The organism is uncultured Salinibacterium sp., from assembly GCF_963974405.1.
GTDB lineage: Bacteria > Actinomycetota > Actinomycetes > Actinomycetales > Microbacteriaceae > Rhodoglobus.
Genome location: NZ_CAXBBH010000001.1, coordinates 1,051,413 through 1,066,628 on the forward strand (window position 1 = coordinate 1,051,413; position 15,216 = coordinate 1,066,628).

Genomic DNA, 15,216 nt, shown 5'->3' on the forward strand with positions numbered 1-15,216 from the left:
GCGTCTCAAGCTGGGAATGGGGTTGATGTGGATAACTATCACGCCAGTTCTCAGCAGTGACGAACGATGGTGCCATGATCACGATTCGACCTGTGGAACACGCACTATGAGCCGCCGTTCCGGCCGCACCCAGTCTCACGCTCGTGCGCGAGCGTTTGCCCTTGACCCGCGACTGGCCATTGGAATCGTGCTTGTGGTGGCATCCGTCGTCGGCGTGGTGTCGATCGTTGCTGCGGCCGATGACTCGACTGAGGTCTACGCGGCAGCGTCAACGCTGACCCCCGGTGATCGAGTGCTGAGCTCCGACCTTGTGGTTCGCAATGTGAAGCTCAACGAGGCGACTGACCGCTACATCGCGCGGGGCGAGTTGCCGCCGGAAGGGTTTATCGCGACCCGGCCCATAGAGGCGGGGGAGTTGGTTCCGACCTCCTCGCTCGGTAGTCACGACGGTCTTTCCCTCACCTCGGTTGTTGTGTCGCCTCACGGAGGGCTCTCGGGCACCGTCACCCCGGGCGCATCCGTAGATGTGTGGGCAAGCGCCGAAACTGAAAGTGGCGAATATGGTGCTCCGGGAGTGATCATTTCTGGCGCGATTGTTGTCCGGCTCCTCGAAGATGACTCATTGGTGACGTCTGCGCAAGGGAGCGCAATCGAACTGCTCGTTCCGCGCTCACGGGTCGCTCGCGTGCTTGAAGCTATGGCTAACGGAGACGTTCTTTCCGTTATCCCCGCGAATTTGCCGGCGAAGGGCTGAGATGACGAACTTCGCTCTCGCAATGCCCGTCACTCTCGAAGATCAGTTTGCATTCGATGCAGCGCAGCACGGCCACGAGATCGTGCTGCGCACAGTGAGCGCACCCGAGCTGGCATCTCGCGTAGCGGGCGCACATGCCGACATTGCACTCGTGGCTGCCGAAGCCCGTTACTTGACCGACCGCCTCATCGCCTCGTGTGATCACGCGGGGGTGCGACTGATTGCCGTCGCTAGTAGCGAGCGTGAGCAGCGCTACGCGAGCGATCTCGGCCTCTTCGATATCGTTGAGGCCTCCGTGGGGTGGGCGGGGGTGGATGCTGTGCTCTCCCAGTCCCCGTGGAGCGCCAATGCTCCCGAGCGCGAGCATTCTTCGGTAGGTCAAGTGATCGCCGTCTGGGGACCCGGCGGAGCACCGGGACGAACATCCATCGCGATCTCCGTCGCTGCCGAACTGGCTGCTTTGGGCTACAGCGTGGCGCTCGCCGATGTTGATACCCACGGGGCTTCCGTTGCTCCCGCTTTGGGCATGCTCGATGAAGCGCCCGGCTTTGCTGCTGCCTGCAGGCTTGCGGGCACCGAGACACTCAGTACCGACGAACTCGACCGCATCGGTCAGCGCTACGAATCTCCCGTGGGAGCATTCTGGGTGCTCACGGGAATTGGGCGTCCGAGTCGCTGGCCGGAGCTCTCTTCTGAGCGAGTGGGAACAACAATTGCCCAGTGCCGCCAGTGGGTTGATTACACGATTCTCGACACGAGTTCGAGTCTTGAAAACGACGAAGAGATCACGAGCGACCTCTTTGCGCCGAGAAGAAATGCCGCGGCGGTAACAGCGGTGCGAGCTGCGGATCATGTGATCGCCGTCGGAGCGGCAGACCCGGTTGGTTTATCAAGATTTCTGCGCGCCCACGTCGACCTGCTTGAGACCGTGACGACGCGCAGCGTGAGCGTAGTCATGAACAAGATTCGAGTGACAGCGAGCGGCATGAACCCACACGGTCAGATCACTCAAACGCTGTCGAGATTCGGAGGCATTGAGCATCCGATTCTCGTCCCTCACGATCTCTCGGGATTCGATGGCGCTGTGTTGAGCGGCAAGACTCTCGCCGATGCCGCACCACGCTCTCCGGCGCGCTTGGCAATCCGTGACCTGGTCACGTCGCGGCTTGTCCCAGAGGAACACGATTCACCGCCACAGCGCTCGTTGTTCAGCAGGATGTTAGCGCGCAGGTAACCTGTAGGAGTGTCGACACTCAGTGATCTAGTCCAAGAACAAGGCCGCTCTAGTGAGGCGGACATCGAATGGCTGCACATGCTTGTCGGCGACTGGCAGTTGCTCGCCGACCTTGCCTTTGCAGACATCGTGCTGTGGGTGCCCAGCGACGATGACCAGTTTGTTGCGGTCGCGCACGCTCGCCCCAGCAGCTCCGCGACGCTCTTCTATCGCGACTTCGTAGGCCAGAAGATCAAACCTGAGTGGCATGCTCAAGTTACTGAAGCCTACGAGACGTCGCGCATCGTCGATACGGCGGCTCCCGCCTGGTACGAGGAGACTCCAACCAGGGTGAGAGCAGTTCCCGTGATGCGTCGACTCAACGCGACAGGCAACGCCACGACCGAAACGCCGATCGCGGTGATTACTCGGCACACGAATCTGGGCGATGCTCGCACACCTTCGCGCCAAGAACTCACCTTCAATGGGTGCGCAAACGACCTGTTCGCGATGATCGCTGCAGGAGATTTCCCCGACATGGGAGCTCCGGCCGCCCCGCGCAGGGGAGCGCCCCGAGCATCCGACGGTCTCATTCGCTTGGATGTTGATGGGCTCGTCACGTTCGCGAGCCCGAACGCGCTCTCGGCGTTCAACCGAATCGGTTTTTCTGGCGAGCTTGAGGCCGAGTCGCTGGCCGATGTGACTACCACGTTGATTGCGGGGCAGCCAGAAGTGGATGAGTCCCTTCCTCTTGTTGTCACTGGTCGCGCACCGTGGCGCACAGATATTGAAGCTCGTGGTGTGACGGTCTCTTTGCGCACCATCCCCATCCGGGATCGTGGCGAACGAGTCGGCGCGATCGTGCTGTGTCGCGATGTCACCGAGGTGCGGCATCAGGAGCGTGAACTGATCACGAAAGATGCCACGATTCGCGAGATCCATCACCGGGTCAAAAATAACCTCCAGACGGTAGCGTCACTGCTGCGAATTCAGGCTCGCCGTACTCACAGCGAGGTAGCGCGTGAAGCGCTCGGTCAGGCGATGCGTCGAGTCGCGGCTATCGCCGTCGTGCACGACACCCTCTCTGAGGGCCTCAATCAGAATGTTGACTTCGATGTGGTTTTCCATCGCGTATTGAAGCTGATTGCAGAAGTCGCTTCGAGTCACAACACGACCGTTCACCCGACATCCGTGGGCAGTTTCGGCGCATTGCCCAGTGAGTATGCAACCCCGTTGGCTCTAGCGTTGACCGAGCTTGTGACGAACGCTGTTGAGCATGGTCTCGCAGGTCGGGCAGATGGCACTGTCGAGATCGACGCGCGCCGCACTGCAGACAAGCTGACGGTTCAAGTGCGCGATAACGGTGTCGGTCTCGGCGAAGGCAAAGTCGGAGAGGGGCTAGGCACGCAGATCGTGCGCACGTTGATTCAAGGTGAGCTGAGCGGCACGATCGACTGGCACACGCTTGTGGGCAGCGGAACCGAAGTGACGATCGATATTCCGCTCACGTGGTTGACGCGTACCAAGTAACCCCTGAACGATCGCGGTCTACCGATCCGACTGTCACAGGGCTCGCGGCGAGAGCCCGGCCTGCGGTAGCGCGGTGCTTAAGAAGCGCGGCGTGCGCGTGCTGCGCGACGCTTGAGTGCGCGGCGCTCGTCTTCGCTGAGTCCACCCCAGACGCCTGAGTCCTGGTTGGTCTCAAGAGCGTACTGAAGGCACATCTCGGTGACCGAGCAACGGCCACAAACGGCTTTTGCTTTCTCGATCTGGTCAACTGCTGGACCGGTGTTTCCTACGGGAAAGAAAAGCTCCGGGTCAGCCGTGAGGCATGCAGCGTTATCGCGCCAGTCCATTTGTTGCTCCTTGCAGTGTGTTGCGATGCTCGACTGCGCAAAAAATTACGCCCTGATCGGCGTCGAGCTTGAGTAATTGTGTGGGTCTCGCTCGCAACACTGGGAGCCAGAAATCAACCTCAACTAGAATCGCATATCGGCAAAGCCAAAGCAATGGTTTTTCAGCGATTTAACGGGGAGCGAATGGTAGACGAACTTGTCTCAGAAGAAAAACCGGGACGTCATCATCCGTATCTGATCGCGCTAGCCGTGGTGCTTTTCCTTGAAAGTGCCGTTCTTTTTGCTGCCCTTGCCTACCTCGTTTTCGAGCTGGGGGCGGAGACGCCGCAGTCGTATCCGAGTGCGATCGCCCTGACGGTGTTGACTGCGCTCGCCGCTGTCTGGGTCACCGTGATTGGCGTCAACACCCTCCGGGGGCAGGCGTGGATTCGGGGTGCATCAGTCGTCTGGCAGGTGCTTCAGATCTCCGTTGCCATTGGAAGTTTTCAGGGCATCTTTGCGCGCCCCGACGTGGGGTGGTTGCTGCTGACTCCGGCCATCGTGGTGCTTGTGCTTTTGTTCACGAAGCCGGTTCTTGAGGCAACCACCCGACGCGATGGTTAGTCGAGTCCCAACTTCTTGCGCAACGAAGCGACGTGACCGGTCGCTTTCACTGCGTAGAGGGGAAGAGTAATCGCGCCCTGCTCGTCGATGACGAAAGTGGAGCGGATCACTCCCACAACTTGCTTGCCATAAAGGTTCTTCTCGCCCCACGCGCCATACGCCTGGTGGACCTTATGATCAGGGTCGCTGAGCAGAGGGAAAGTGAGAGCTTCTTGCTCGCGAAACGCCGTGAGCTTCTCGGGGGTATCGCGAGAAACGCCAAGCACGACATAGCCCTCAGACTGCAGCGAGCCGAGCTGATCGCGAAAGTCACAGGCCTGCTTCGTGCATCCGGGAGTCATTGCAGCGGGGTAAAAATACAGAATCACTTTCTTGCCCGAAAAGTCGCTCAGGGACACCATTTTGCCGTCCTGATCCGGCAGTGTGAAGCCCGGTGCTGGGGTGCCGGCGGAAAGTCGAGAAGATTCAGTGGTCATTGTGCTCCTTAGTCGCTTTAACTCATGGTAACGTTGTTCCTCGGTTGCCCGAGAGGGAAAACCGCGCCACGCACCTCTAGCTCAATTGGCAGAGCAACTGACTCTTAATCAGTGGGTTCCCGGTTCAAGTCCGGGGGGGTGCACGTTCAGAAAAACCCCCACGATCGTTGAGATCGTGGGGGTTCTTTGTTTAAGCACCCGGTCGTCTGCCCTCGCTGCGTTGCAGATATCCCGTTTCGTCAAAAAAATCTATTGTCCTCCTAATGGGGGACATGGTACTTGGTGGCATCGCCAGATCGGCCCGCTCCGGTCACTACCCGATGGCGCAGAAGAAGGTGATGCCCGAATCACTCCCCAGCGGCGCTGTTCACCCCCGTGAACGCGCTCGCACTCCCTCTCGTGAGCCAACGGTGGCCCCGACTCTGCAGTTGCGTGCGGAAGCGTCGATATACGCATACCCCCATGCAGAAAGCTGCCCTCAATGTTCCTCAAGAAACTGCTGGCAACCGTTGCCACTGTCACCCTCACAGCAGGTGCTCTCCTAGGCGTTTCAGCCCCCGCCTTTGCCGACGAAAGCACTCCCGCCTCCGATCCAGCGGTGACCAACTCCGACACCGCCGTCCCAGACCCCGACGACGGCTCGCACGAGTCGATATCTACTCCGGCACCCGAACAGCCTGAGCCCGTCACCTCGGAGCCTGCTGCACCCGCTGGAGCGCAGGCGGAGGATTCCGAACGCTCCGCCGAACGCTCAACTCAACCTGAAGAACACGCTCTCTCTCCCGAAGGCGACAAAGTTTGGGTGTGCCAGTTCGTCTCAAGCGATAGCGCTCCCTTGGGATTCCACCTAGCGCCTGGAGACCAACCAGTCCAGATGAGCGGTGGTGAGCTCGGGGACGGCGTCAACGACAGCGGCACGTTCGTTGCAGGACAGCCGTCGTTCATCGTCGCAAGCGACGACGCGAGCCTGTGCTCTCGCACTGAAGTGATCGTCGACGAAGAAGTGAGGTGCCCCACCTATCAATATGGCGGAATCGTGAACATTGCGACGGCGACCAAGCTCTTCTATGGCTCTACCCAAGTCGGCTTCACTCAATCGCACAGCACGCGCAAGCTCACCGCAGAGGAACTTCGGGCGTGCGACCCGCCGCCCGAGGAGGAGCCGCTTGTCGCCACAGCGCAGGCTGATTTCGCGGCGGCCACGTGCGATGCTCCTGAGCGTTTGATTCTCGGACCGATCGTCAACGCGACGTGGGGTGAGATCACCGACCCCGAGGGCCCGAACGACTACAGCGTGACGGCGACTGCCAATGCCGGCGCATACTTTTCGGTCGTGGGCCCTGCCTTGAGGGCGGCAGTTGGCGTGACCACGCTGACCTTTAGCGGAGTGCTCAATCCGCAACACGACCCGCTAGATCCTCGGTGCGATCTTGCAACGTTGGGGCTCGTTATGCCGGCAGTGTCGTTCTCGCAGGCCAGTTGTGGCTCGGTGGGAATCTACAGCTTGGGAGTCGCGCCTGGATACGATCCTTCGCCTGTGTCATTCACTGTAAATGGTGTCTCTGGGGTGCGTTCGGGAATCTACCCGGTAGCCGCATCCGCTTCGGTGTCTGTTTCTGCTCAGGCGGTCGCGCCGAATGGGCTCGAGTTCGACTGGGTCGATCCGCCGGAGTTCTCCTTCGTGGTTTCCGGCAATGACGACTGCACGATAGGTGGCGTTGTTACTGCACAGCTACCAACGCTGGCGTACACGGGCAGCGGCGGCATTTCGGTGGCGTGGTGGCTGTTGCCCACGAGCCTTATTGTGCTGGGTGCTGCCGCCTGTTTCGTGCGACGTCGGATGGATGCTGGCGCTCAGTAGCCAGATGCCGACGATGCAGGGTTACGGCAACCACGGCATGGGATCGACGCGCGTGTCGAAAACGTAAACCTCAAAGTGGAGGTGAGGGAAGGTCGAGTAGCCGGTGTTGCCGACGGAGCCTAAGAAGGTTCCTGCGGCAACCCACTGGCCAGCGGTGACTGCTTGCGAACCCTCGATCATGTGGCCGTAGAGAGTTTTGATTCCATTGCCGTGATCGATAATCACGTGGCGACCCCAGCCCCCACCGCTGGAGACGCTTTCGACGGTGCCGGGTGAAGCCGCGATGATCGCGGAACCCTCTGGCGCCATGATGTCGATACCGCCGTGGAACTCGTTGCCATCGCGATAGCCGAAACCATCGTTGACAGGGCCATTGGCCGGGAAAAGCTCGAGAGTGCCCGTAATTCCTGATGCCGTCACGACAACCTGCTGCTGCACTTTTTCGACGCCAAAGCTGTCGCGCACAACGGGCGTCGACTTTCCCGTTGCTGGCGAGGCGAACGTTTGAATCTCATCGGTCGGTGAAGTTGCCGTTGTCGAGGTTGGCGCTTGAGCGAGGGTCGCAGCGTCCGCAACGAATACCTCGTTCTCAACTGTGGGAAAAACTGCTGCGGGCACCGTGCCGCCAATGAGGATCGCCCCGACGGCGAGCATAGTCATAGATCTTTTCAACAGCGTTCCTAGGGTTGGGTTAGCGAGAAGGGCGGCTGAGTTAGGGAGAAGCACCATCTGGTGGTGGCTGTGCGGTCACGGGTTTGAGTGGCGCATAAGCCGGATGGGTGCCAACTGCAGCACACTGGCCGAAACCGCTTCGATGCGGTTAGACAGGCGAGTAAGCAACCAAAAATAATGGACAAACCTGAGAACGGTACTCAGGAAGCAACAATCTGCTGCCATCGGCCTATATCCTTTGGTAACAAACGTTCTATTTCTTCGATGGGGAGGGGTCCATATGGGCACCAGTTCGCGTCCAATAATCGGGCTCACGTCGTACCTTGAACAGGCTCAAACTGGCGTCTGGGATCTGCCCGCGTCATTCTTGCCCAAGATCTACTTCGAAGCGGTGACGGATGCCGGCGGGATAGCGGTACTGCTGCCACCCCAGCCCGTCGACGCCGAGATCGCAAGCTCGCTCATCCGCGGCCTCGATGGCTTAATCCTGACCGGCGGCAAGGACGTCGACCCGGCCCGCTACGGTCAAGAGGCACACCCGACCACGGATGTGCCCCGCAAGGATCGCGACGCCTTCGAAGACGCGTTGCTCCGTGCGGCTATCGACGCGAACCTGCCGTTTCTGGGGATCTGTCGAGGCGCTCAAGTGTTGAATGTCGCGCTCGGCGGCACGATCATCCAGCACCTTCCCGATGTGATCGGGTCGACCCGCTATGGTGCGGGCGGCGGAACCTTTCTCGTGAATGACGTCGCAGTGGAACCCGAGAGTGAACTGTCGTCGCTGCTCGGCGGCGACACCAGCCTTGCCGTGAAGTCGTACCATCATCAGGCAATTGGCGAGCTCGCCGAGGGTCTCGTCGTCTCCGGACGAGGAGATGACGGCGTCATTCAGGCAGTTGAACTGCCTGGCGTGGACTTTGGCGTTGCCGTGCAGTGGCATCCGGAAGAGGACGCTAAAGAAGATGCACGCCTGTTCCGCGGCGTGGTCGAAGCGGCGGCCCGCTATCGCGCGAAACGTTAATCGCTAGAACCCTCGCGCCCGAGCGAGTAGCTCGACGCAGTGGCGACGCTCAGTGCGAAGCAGCGTTAGCTGTCGAGCTCGTAGGAGTCGCTGGCTTCTTTAGCGATCGTACCGATAGCGATGGCGACGGTGAGGCCCCAGCTGATCCACATGAGAATGAGACGCCAGTCTCGCGGCCCCTGCTTGGTGGTCTGAAAAATGCTCCAGCCTCCAGCGACCGCGCTGAGGAGACTGCCGTTGAACAAGTACTTGCGCATTTTTCCTCCGAGGTTGGGTTGCTTAACGCTAGCGCGAAATGGATGTCTTGGTTCTGTCACCGGAAAGAAACGGTTGAGAAACGCAATCCCCAGCCTCAGCCGAGGGCCCGCTGGTAACTTAGCTACATGACGGAATCACAGAAGAGTTCTTCTCCCGCTGAATACGACTTCGTGGTGGTTTCCAACCGGCTTCCCGTGGATTGCACGGTTGAAGACGACGGATCTCTCTCGTGGAAGCGTTCTCCAGGTGGTCTCGTTACTGCCCTTGAGCCCATCATGCAGAAGGCAGATGGAGCCTGGGTGGGGTGGGCTGGTCGCCCTGATCTTGAGGTCGAACCTTTTCATCACGACGGCATCCAAATCATCCCGGTACCTCTCAGCACTCAAGATATTGAGGAGTACTACGAGGGTTTCAGCAACGACACTCTGTGGCCGCTTTACCATGACGTTATCGCCCCACCGGCCTATCACCGGGAATGGTGGGATGACTATGTTGCCGTGAACCAGCGGTTTGCGGATGCTGCGGCAGCGAACAGCGCCGAGGGTGCTGTCGTGTGGGTGCAGGACTACCAATTACAGCTCGTGCCCCGCATGCTGCGAGAAAAGCGTCCCGACTTGACGATCGGTTTCTTCAACCACATTCCCTTTCCGCCATATGGAATCTTTGCTCAGTTGCCGTGGCGCACGCAGATCATTGAGGGCATGCTCGGGGCCGATGTGGTTGGCTTTCAGCGCCCGTCAGATGCCTCAAACTTTTCGTCCGCGGTGCGCCGGCTCACGAACCACCCCACCAAAAACCCGGCTATCGAAGTCACGATCGAGGGGCAGCCGACGCGACGCGTTGTTGCGAAGTCGTTCCCGATTTCGATTGACGCGCGAAGCTTTGAAGAGCTCGCCCGGGATCCCGCGATTCAGCAGCGTGCTCGCGACATTCGCAAGGGATTGGGAAACCCGAAAACAGTGATGTTCGGGGTTGATCGCCTTGACTATACGAAGGGCATCCGTCACCGGTTGAAGGCGTATGGCGAGTTGTTGCGTGACGGTTCTATCGAGGTTGGAGATGTTGCTCTCATTCAGGTTGCGAGCCCGAGTCGTGAGCGTGTCGAGGCCTATATGCACTTGCGCGATGAGATTGAACTGACGGTTGGTCGCATCAACGGCGAGTTCAGCACTCTCAGCCACGCGCCGATCAATTACCTGCATCAGGGGTTCCCGCGCGAGGAGATGGTCGCGCTGTACCTTGCGGCTGACGTCTTGCTCGTCACGGCGCTGCGCGATGGAATGAACCTTGTAGCCAAGGAATATGTGGCTGCTCGCTTCGACAACGACGGTGTGCTCATTTTGAGCGAGTTTGCCGGGGCGTCAGAGGAGCTTCGCAAGGCACTGCTTATTAACCCTCACGACATTGACGGCTTGAAGGGGGCGATGATGCGCGCCATCACTATGCCGAAGGCTGATCGTGCGGTTCGGATGCGCTCAATGCGCAAGCGAGTACTTGAGCACGACGTCGAGCGGTGGTCGAACGCCTTCTTGAAAAATTTGGCTGCAACGCGCTCCGATCGTCACCGCAGGATTGCGCCGCTGGAAATGGCCGAAGAAGTCGAGTGGACAATTGAGCGAAAGCGAGTCAGGTAGTCGTGCAGTTTTCTTCAGCATCAGACCTTCGAGAAGCGATTGACGAGTTGGTCGCGGTGCCTACACTCCTGATCGCGCTCGATTTTGACGGAACTCTGGCTCCCGAAGTCGACGACCCCGATGACGCCCGTTCGCTTCCTCAGGCACACGCGCAACTTCTGCGTATTCTTGAGATTCCCGACACTCGACTCGCTCTCATCTCTGGGCGTGCCATCGAAAACTTGGAATACGTATCTCAGCTACCTCGTTCGGTGCTTTTCGGCGGCTCACACGGCCTCGAGTTCCGTTTTGATGAGGGTGCTGCCGAGGCTCCTCTCGATGAGGACGAAGCGGCAGCGCTAAAAACGTTGAACACAATTACGCACGAGGTTGCGGATACCGCCGAGGGCGCCTGGGTTGAGTTGAAGCCCGCAGGTCAAGCGATTCACACTCGACTGTGCTCGGCAGAAGATGGCGAGCGAGTGCAGCGTGAAGCGCTCGCGCGGGTTGCTCAGGAACTGCCTACCGTTACGGTGCGCAAAGGTAAGAACAACGTGGAGTTCGCTATCCACGATGCCACCAAAGCTGACGCGATTCACCGGCTGCGCGATTACGTAGGTGCTGACGCGGTGTTCTTTGCCGGTGACGATGTGACCGACGAAGATGCGATCGCCGTGCTGGGGTCACACGACCTTGGCGTTCGCGTTGGTGAGGCGCCATCAGTCGCACGATTGCGGGTGCCGGGTACTGCCGACATCGCCGAACTTTTGGTGCTTTTGGCTGATCGTCGAGAAGCCGTGATATCCGCGCGCAAAACTGACGGTGCGTAACGCCCTAAACTCGAAGCATGTCTGAGAGTGAGTCGATTGATATCAAGCCACGTTCCCGCACGGTAACTGAGGGAATTGAAGCCACAACGTCGCGCGGAATGCTGCGCGCCGTTGGTATGGGAGATGCCGACTGGGAGAAGCCCCAGATTGGTATCGCGAGCTCGTGGAACGAGATCACCCCGTGCAACCTGTCGCTCGATCGACTCGCGCAGGCGGCGAAAGAGGGCGTTCATGCCGGTGGGGGATACCCGCTGCAGTTCGGCACGATCAGTGTTTCCGACGGTATTTCGATGGGCCACGAGGGCATGCACTTCTCGCTCGTCAGTCGCGAGGTCATCGCTGACTCTGTCGAGGTCGTCATGGAGGCCGAGCGCCTTGACGGTTCCGTCACACTGGCTGGTTGCGACAAGTCGCTTCCCGGAATGCTCATGGCCGCGGCCCGACTCAACCTCTCGTCGGTGTTCCTCTACGCCGGTTCGATTGCTCCGGGCTGGGTCAAGCTCAGTGACGGCACCGAAAAAGACATCACGATCATCGACTCGTTCGAGGCCGTTGGTGCGGTCAAGGCTGGCCGGATGACCGAAGCTGATGCCAAGCGCATCGAGTGTGCCTTCGCTCCTGGCGAGGGCGCCTGTGGCGGCATGTACACGGCCAACACGATGGCGAGTGTTGCGGAAGCCTTGGGCATGAGCCTTCCCGGCTCGGCGAGCCCCGCATCCGCTGATCGTCGTCGCGACTACTTTGCGCACCGTTCGGGCGAAGCCGTCGTTAACCTGCTTCGCAAGGGCATCACTTCGCGCGACATTATGACGAAGAAGGCCTTCGAGAACGCGATCACTGTCGCGATGGCTCTTGGCGGTTCGACCAACGTCGTGTTGCACATCCTCGCGATTGCGAGTGAGGCCGAGGTCGAATTGACTCTTGATGACTTCAACCGCATCGGCGACAAGGTTCCGCACCTTGCCGACTTGAAGCCCTTCGGCAAGTACGTCATGAATGACGTTGATCGTCACGGCGGCCTTCCCGTGCTCATGAAGGCACTCATGGAAGAGGGCCTCATTCACGGCGACGCTCTCACCGTGACGGGCAAGACGGTTGCCGAGAACCTCGCTGAGATGGATATTGACCCGCTCGATGGCGAAGTTTTGCGCACATTCGATAACCCCATCCACCCGACCGGTGGTCTGACTATCCTCAAGGGTTCTTTGGCTCCCGAGGGTGCTGTAGTGAAGACGGCGGGCTTCGATCTTGCCGAGTTCGAGGGCCCTGCTCGCGTGTTCGAACGCGAGCGCGAAGCTCTGGATGCTCTCACCGCTGGCACTATCGAAGCTGGTTCGGTTCTCGTCATCCGCTATGAAGGGCCCAAGGGTGGGCCGGGTATGCGCGAGATGCTCGCGATCACGGCGGCCATTAAGGGCGCTGGACTCGGAAAAGATGTACTACTCTTGACGGACGGACGATTCTCAGGCGGCACAACCGGGCTGTGCATCGGCCACATAGCTCCCGAAGCAGTAGACGCAGGTCCTATTGCCTTCGTGCGCGATGGTGATCTGATACGGGTCAATATCGCAGCTCGCTCGCTCGACTTACTTGTCGATTCCGCTGAGCTCGAAGCCCGCCGAAAAGGCTGGGCCCCCCTTCCTCCGCGTTACACGCGAGGCGTTCTTGCCAAGTATTCGAAGCTTGTGCAGTCCGCCGCTCGCGGCGCGGTCACCAGTTAGCGCCAGCTCACCATTCGACTTAAAGGATTCACACATGTCCTCTGAACCCGCACCGCGGCCGAAGAGCACCACACCGGAGATTTTGACCGGTTCGGGTGCCATTCTGCGCAGTCTGGAGAAGTTGGGCGTGAAAGACGTCTTCGGCTTGCCCGGCGGCGCAATCATGCCTTTTTACGACGAACTCATGGCATCCACTGCTATTCGTCACATTTTGGTTCGCCACGAGCAGGGTGCTGGTCACGCTGCTGAGGGCTATGCCTCGTCATCCGGAAAGCTCGGCGTCTGCATCGCAACGTCGGGTCCGGGAGCCACGAACCTCGTGACGGCGATCGCGGATGCCCACATGGACTCCGTGCCGTTGCTCGCGATCACCGGTCAGGTGTTTTCAACCTCGATGGGAACCGACGCGTTCCAAGAGGTCGACATCTCGGGAATCACGATGCCGATCACGAAGCATTCGTTCCTCGTCTCGAAGCCGGAAGACATCCCGGCGACCCTCGCCGCGGCGTACCACATTGCGACAACGGGCCGCCCTGGTCCGGTGCTCGTTGACGTTACAAAGGACTGCCAGCAGGCATCCGCCCCGTTCATTTGGCCGCCCAAGGTTGACCTGCCCGGGTACCGTCCGGTCATGAAGGCGCACGGCAAGCAGGTTTTGGCGGCAGCACAAATGCTGGCCGAGGCTGAGCGCCCCGTGTTCTATGTGGGTGGTGGCGTTGTTCGCTCTGGCGCTTCTGCTGAGCTGCTTGAACTCGCAACCCTCGTGGGCGCGCCGATCGTGACAACGCTGATGGCTCGCGGTGCGTTCCCCGATTCCAACGATTTGAACCTCGGGATGCCGGGAATGCACGGCTCTGTGCCTGCCGTTCTCGCCATCCAAGAGTCCGATCTCCTCATCTCGCTCGGTGCTCGTTTTGACGACCGCGTTACGGGCAAGCCAACAGAGTTTGCGCCTCTTGCGAAGGTTGTTCACGTCGACATCGACCCCGCTGAGATCGGCAAGATCCGTGCGGCTGAAGTGCCGATCGTGGGTGATGCGAAAGATGTCATCATCGACCTGACGGCAGCGTTTACCGATGTGAGCACGACGACGAAGCCTGATTACTCCGAGTGGTGGGAGCGCCTCAATTCGCTGCGCAACCAGTTCCCGCTTGGCTTCACGGAGCCGGACGACGGACTGCTGTCTCCGCAATACGTGATCCAGCGCATCGGTGAAATCACCGGGCCAGAGGGTATCTTCGCGGCCGGCGTTGGCCAGCACCAGATGTGGTCTGCCCAGTTCATCAAGCACGAGCGCCCCAACTCGTGGCTCAACTCGGGTGGTGCGGGAACGATGGGTTACGGCGTGCCCGCGGCGATGGGTGCCAAGGTGGCGAACCCCGACCGTCCTGTGTGGGCGATCGACGGTGACGGATGCTTCCAGATGACGAATCAGGAACTCGCCACCTGCACGATCAACAAGATCCCCATCAAGGTCGCGATCATCAACAACTCGAGCCTCGGCATGGTTCGCCAGTGGCAGACGCTGTTCTATGACGGACGCCACTCGTTCACCGACCTCAACACGGGTCACGACACCGTCATGATTCCTGACTTCGTGAAGCTGGCTGACGCCTACGGATGCCTCGCCATCCGTGTCACGAAGAAAGAGGAGATCGACCCGGCTATCAAGCTCGCGCTCGAAACCAACGATCGCCCCGTCGTCATTGACTTCGTCGTAAGCCGAGACTCGATGGTGTGGCCGATGGTGCCGCAGGGTGTCGGTAACTCAAGCGTGCAGTATGCCCGCGACCATGCCCCCGAGTGGGAAGAGGAGTAAAGCGATGAGTCACGTACTTTCTCTACTCGTAGAAGATAAGCCGGGTCTGCTGACTCGTGTAGCCGGGCTGTTCGCTCGTCGCGGGTTCAACATCCAGTCGCTGGCTGTGGGATCAAGCGAAATTGAGGGCCTCTCGCGCATCACCGTTGTGGTGGATGTCGAGGAGCTTCCCCTTGAGCAGGTCACGAAACAGCTCAACAAGCTCATCAACGTGATCAAGATCGTGGAACTCGACCCTAGCCAGTCGGTTACTCGCGAACACTTGCTCATTAAGGTTCGCGTCGACAACACGACGCGGTCACAAATTCTCGAAGCGGTAAACCTGTTCCGAGCTCGCGTGGTTGATGTCGCATCCGATGCGCTCATCATCGAAACCACCGGAGACTCGGGCAAGATTCAAGCATTCCTGCGAGTGCTCGAACCCTACGGGATCAAAGAAATTGCTCAGAGTGGATTGCTGGCTATGGGCCGTGGTTCCAAGAGCATTACCGACCGAGTTTTCAAGAACTAACAGAACAA

The 15,216-nt window shown here is 59.6% G+C and carries 15 protein-coding genes and 1 tRNA gene; 12 read left to right on the plus strand and 4 right to left on the minus strand.

All coding sequences use genetic code 11. The annotated features are described in order from the left end of the window. Positions 1–106 precede the first annotated feature (106 nt). The 3 genes from AACZ26_RS05155 to AACZ26_RS05165 are packed head-to-tail and all read left to right on the plus strand — an operon-like array spanning position 107 to position 3,497. On the plus strand, positions 107–754 hold the full coding sequence (locus AACZ26_RS05155; protein WP_339619644.1) for an SAF domain-containing protein: 648 nt from the start codon (positions 107–109) through the stop codon (positions 752–754). A 1-nt stretch (position 755) separates the two neighbouring features. Further along, entirely contained in the window at positions 756–1,988 is a 1,233-nt protein-coding gene (locus tag AACZ26_RS05160; RefSeq protein WP_339619646.1) for a regulator, read from the plus strand. A gap of 9 nt (positions 1,989–1,997) precedes the next feature. Next, positions 1,998–3,497: a histidine kinase N-terminal domain-containing protein gene (locus AACZ26_RS05165; RefSeq protein ID WP_339619648.1), complete on the plus strand. Its 1,500-nt coding sequence runs from the start codon at positions 1,998–2,000 to the stop codon at positions 3,495–3,497. Positions 3,498–3,574: 77 nt separating this feature from the next. On the opposite strand, the gene AACZ26_RS05170 is transcribed toward AACZ26_RS05165, so the two are convergent. Then, entirely contained in the window at positions 3,575–3,823 is a 249-nt protein-coding gene (locus AACZ26_RS05170) for a WhiB family transcriptional regulator (protein WP_009772809.1), read from the minus strand. Positions 3,824–4,006: 183 nt separating this feature from the next. Here AACZ26_RS05170 and AACZ26_RS05175 point away from each other — a divergent pair, with 183 nt between their 5' ends. Beyond that, positions 4,007–4,426: a hypothetical protein gene (locus AACZ26_RS05175; RefSeq protein WP_339619658.1), complete on the plus strand. Its 420-nt coding sequence runs from the start codon at positions 4,007–4,009 to the stop codon at positions 4,424–4,426. On the opposite strand, the gene bcp is transcribed toward AACZ26_RS05175, so the two are convergent. Further along, positions 4,423–4,902 (minus strand): thioredoxin-dependent thiol peroxidase, encoded by a 480-nt coding sequence (bcp, locus tag AACZ26_RS05180; RefSeq protein WP_339619660.1) that lies wholly within the window; start codon positions 4,900–4,902, stop codon positions 4,423–4,425. The genes AACZ26_RS05175 and bcp overlap by 4 nt on opposite strands. A 70-nt stretch (positions 4,903–4,972) precedes the next feature. Here bcp and AACZ26_RS05185 point away from each other — a divergent pair. Both AACZ26_RS05185 and AACZ26_RS05190 read left to right on the plus strand, forming a co-directional pair. Further along, positions 4,973–5,045 (plus strand) — tRNA-Lys (locus AACZ26_RS05185). Positions 5,046–5,383: 338 nt separating this feature from the next. Further along, the gene (locus AACZ26_RS05190) at positions 5,384–6,763 is read left to right on the plus strand and encodes a hypothetical protein (RefSeq protein WP_339619662.1); all 1,380 of its coding nucleotides are present in this window, start codon (positions 5,384–5,386) and stop codon (positions 6,761–6,763) included. Between the two features lie 21 nt (positions 6,764–6,784). On the opposite strand, the gene AACZ26_RS05195 is transcribed toward AACZ26_RS05190, so the two are convergent. Further along, entirely contained in the window at positions 6,785–7,423 is a 639-nt protein-coding gene (locus tag AACZ26_RS05195) for a M23 family metallopeptidase (RefSeq protein WP_339619664.1), read from the minus strand. Between the two features lie 292 nt (positions 7,424–7,715). Between AACZ26_RS05195 and AACZ26_RS05200 the strand changes: the two genes are divergently transcribed. After that, positions 7,716–8,456 (plus strand): gamma-glutamyl-gamma-aminobutyrate hydrolase family protein, encoded by a 741-nt coding sequence (locus tag AACZ26_RS05200; RefSeq protein ID WP_339619667.1) that lies wholly within the window; start codon positions 7,716–7,718, stop codon positions 8,454–8,456. Positions 8,457–8,521: 65 nt separating this feature from the next. On the opposite strand, the gene AACZ26_RS05205 is transcribed toward AACZ26_RS05200, so the two are convergent. Next, a complete protein-coding gene (locus AACZ26_RS05205; RefSeq protein WP_339619669.1) occupies positions 8,522–8,713 on the minus strand; it encodes a hypothetical protein in 192 nt (63 codons plus the stop codon). Positions 8,714–8,839: 126 nt separating this feature from the next. Between AACZ26_RS05205 and otsA the strand changes: the two genes are divergently transcribed. The 5 genes from otsA to ilvN are packed head-to-tail and all read left to right on the plus strand — an operon-like array spanning position 8,840 to position 15,208. Continuing rightward, complete coding sequence (gene otsA / locus AACZ26_RS05210) at positions 8,840–10,348, plus strand: alpha,alpha-trehalose-phosphate synthase (UDP-forming) (protein WP_339619670.1); 1,509 nt, start codon at positions 8,840–8,842, stop codon at positions 10,346–10,348. Positions 10,349–10,350: 2 nt separating this feature from the next. Then, the gene (gene otsB / locus AACZ26_RS05215) at positions 10,351–11,157 is read left to right on the plus strand and encodes a trehalose-phosphatase (RefSeq protein WP_339619672.1); all 807 of its coding nucleotides are present in this window, start codon (positions 10,351–10,353) and stop codon (positions 11,155–11,157) included. Between the two features lie 17 nt (positions 11,158–11,174). Beyond that, positions 11,175–12,878 (plus strand): dihydroxy-acid dehydratase, encoded by a 1,704-nt coding sequence (ilvD, locus tag AACZ26_RS05220; protein ID WP_339619674.1) that lies wholly within the window; start codon positions 11,175–11,177, stop codon positions 12,876–12,878. Positions 12,879–12,912: 34 nt separating this feature from the next. Then, entirely contained in the window at positions 12,913–14,697 is a 1,785-nt protein-coding gene (locus AACZ26_RS05225; protein ID WP_339619676.1) for an acetolactate synthase large subunit, read from the plus strand. Positions 14,698–14,701: 4 nt separating this feature from the next. Continuing rightward, entirely contained in the window at positions 14,702–15,208 is a 507-nt protein-coding gene (gene ilvN, locus AACZ26_RS05230) for an acetolactate synthase small subunit (protein WP_339619678.1), read from the plus strand. The last annotated feature ends 8 nt before the right edge of the window (positions 15,209–15,216 follow it).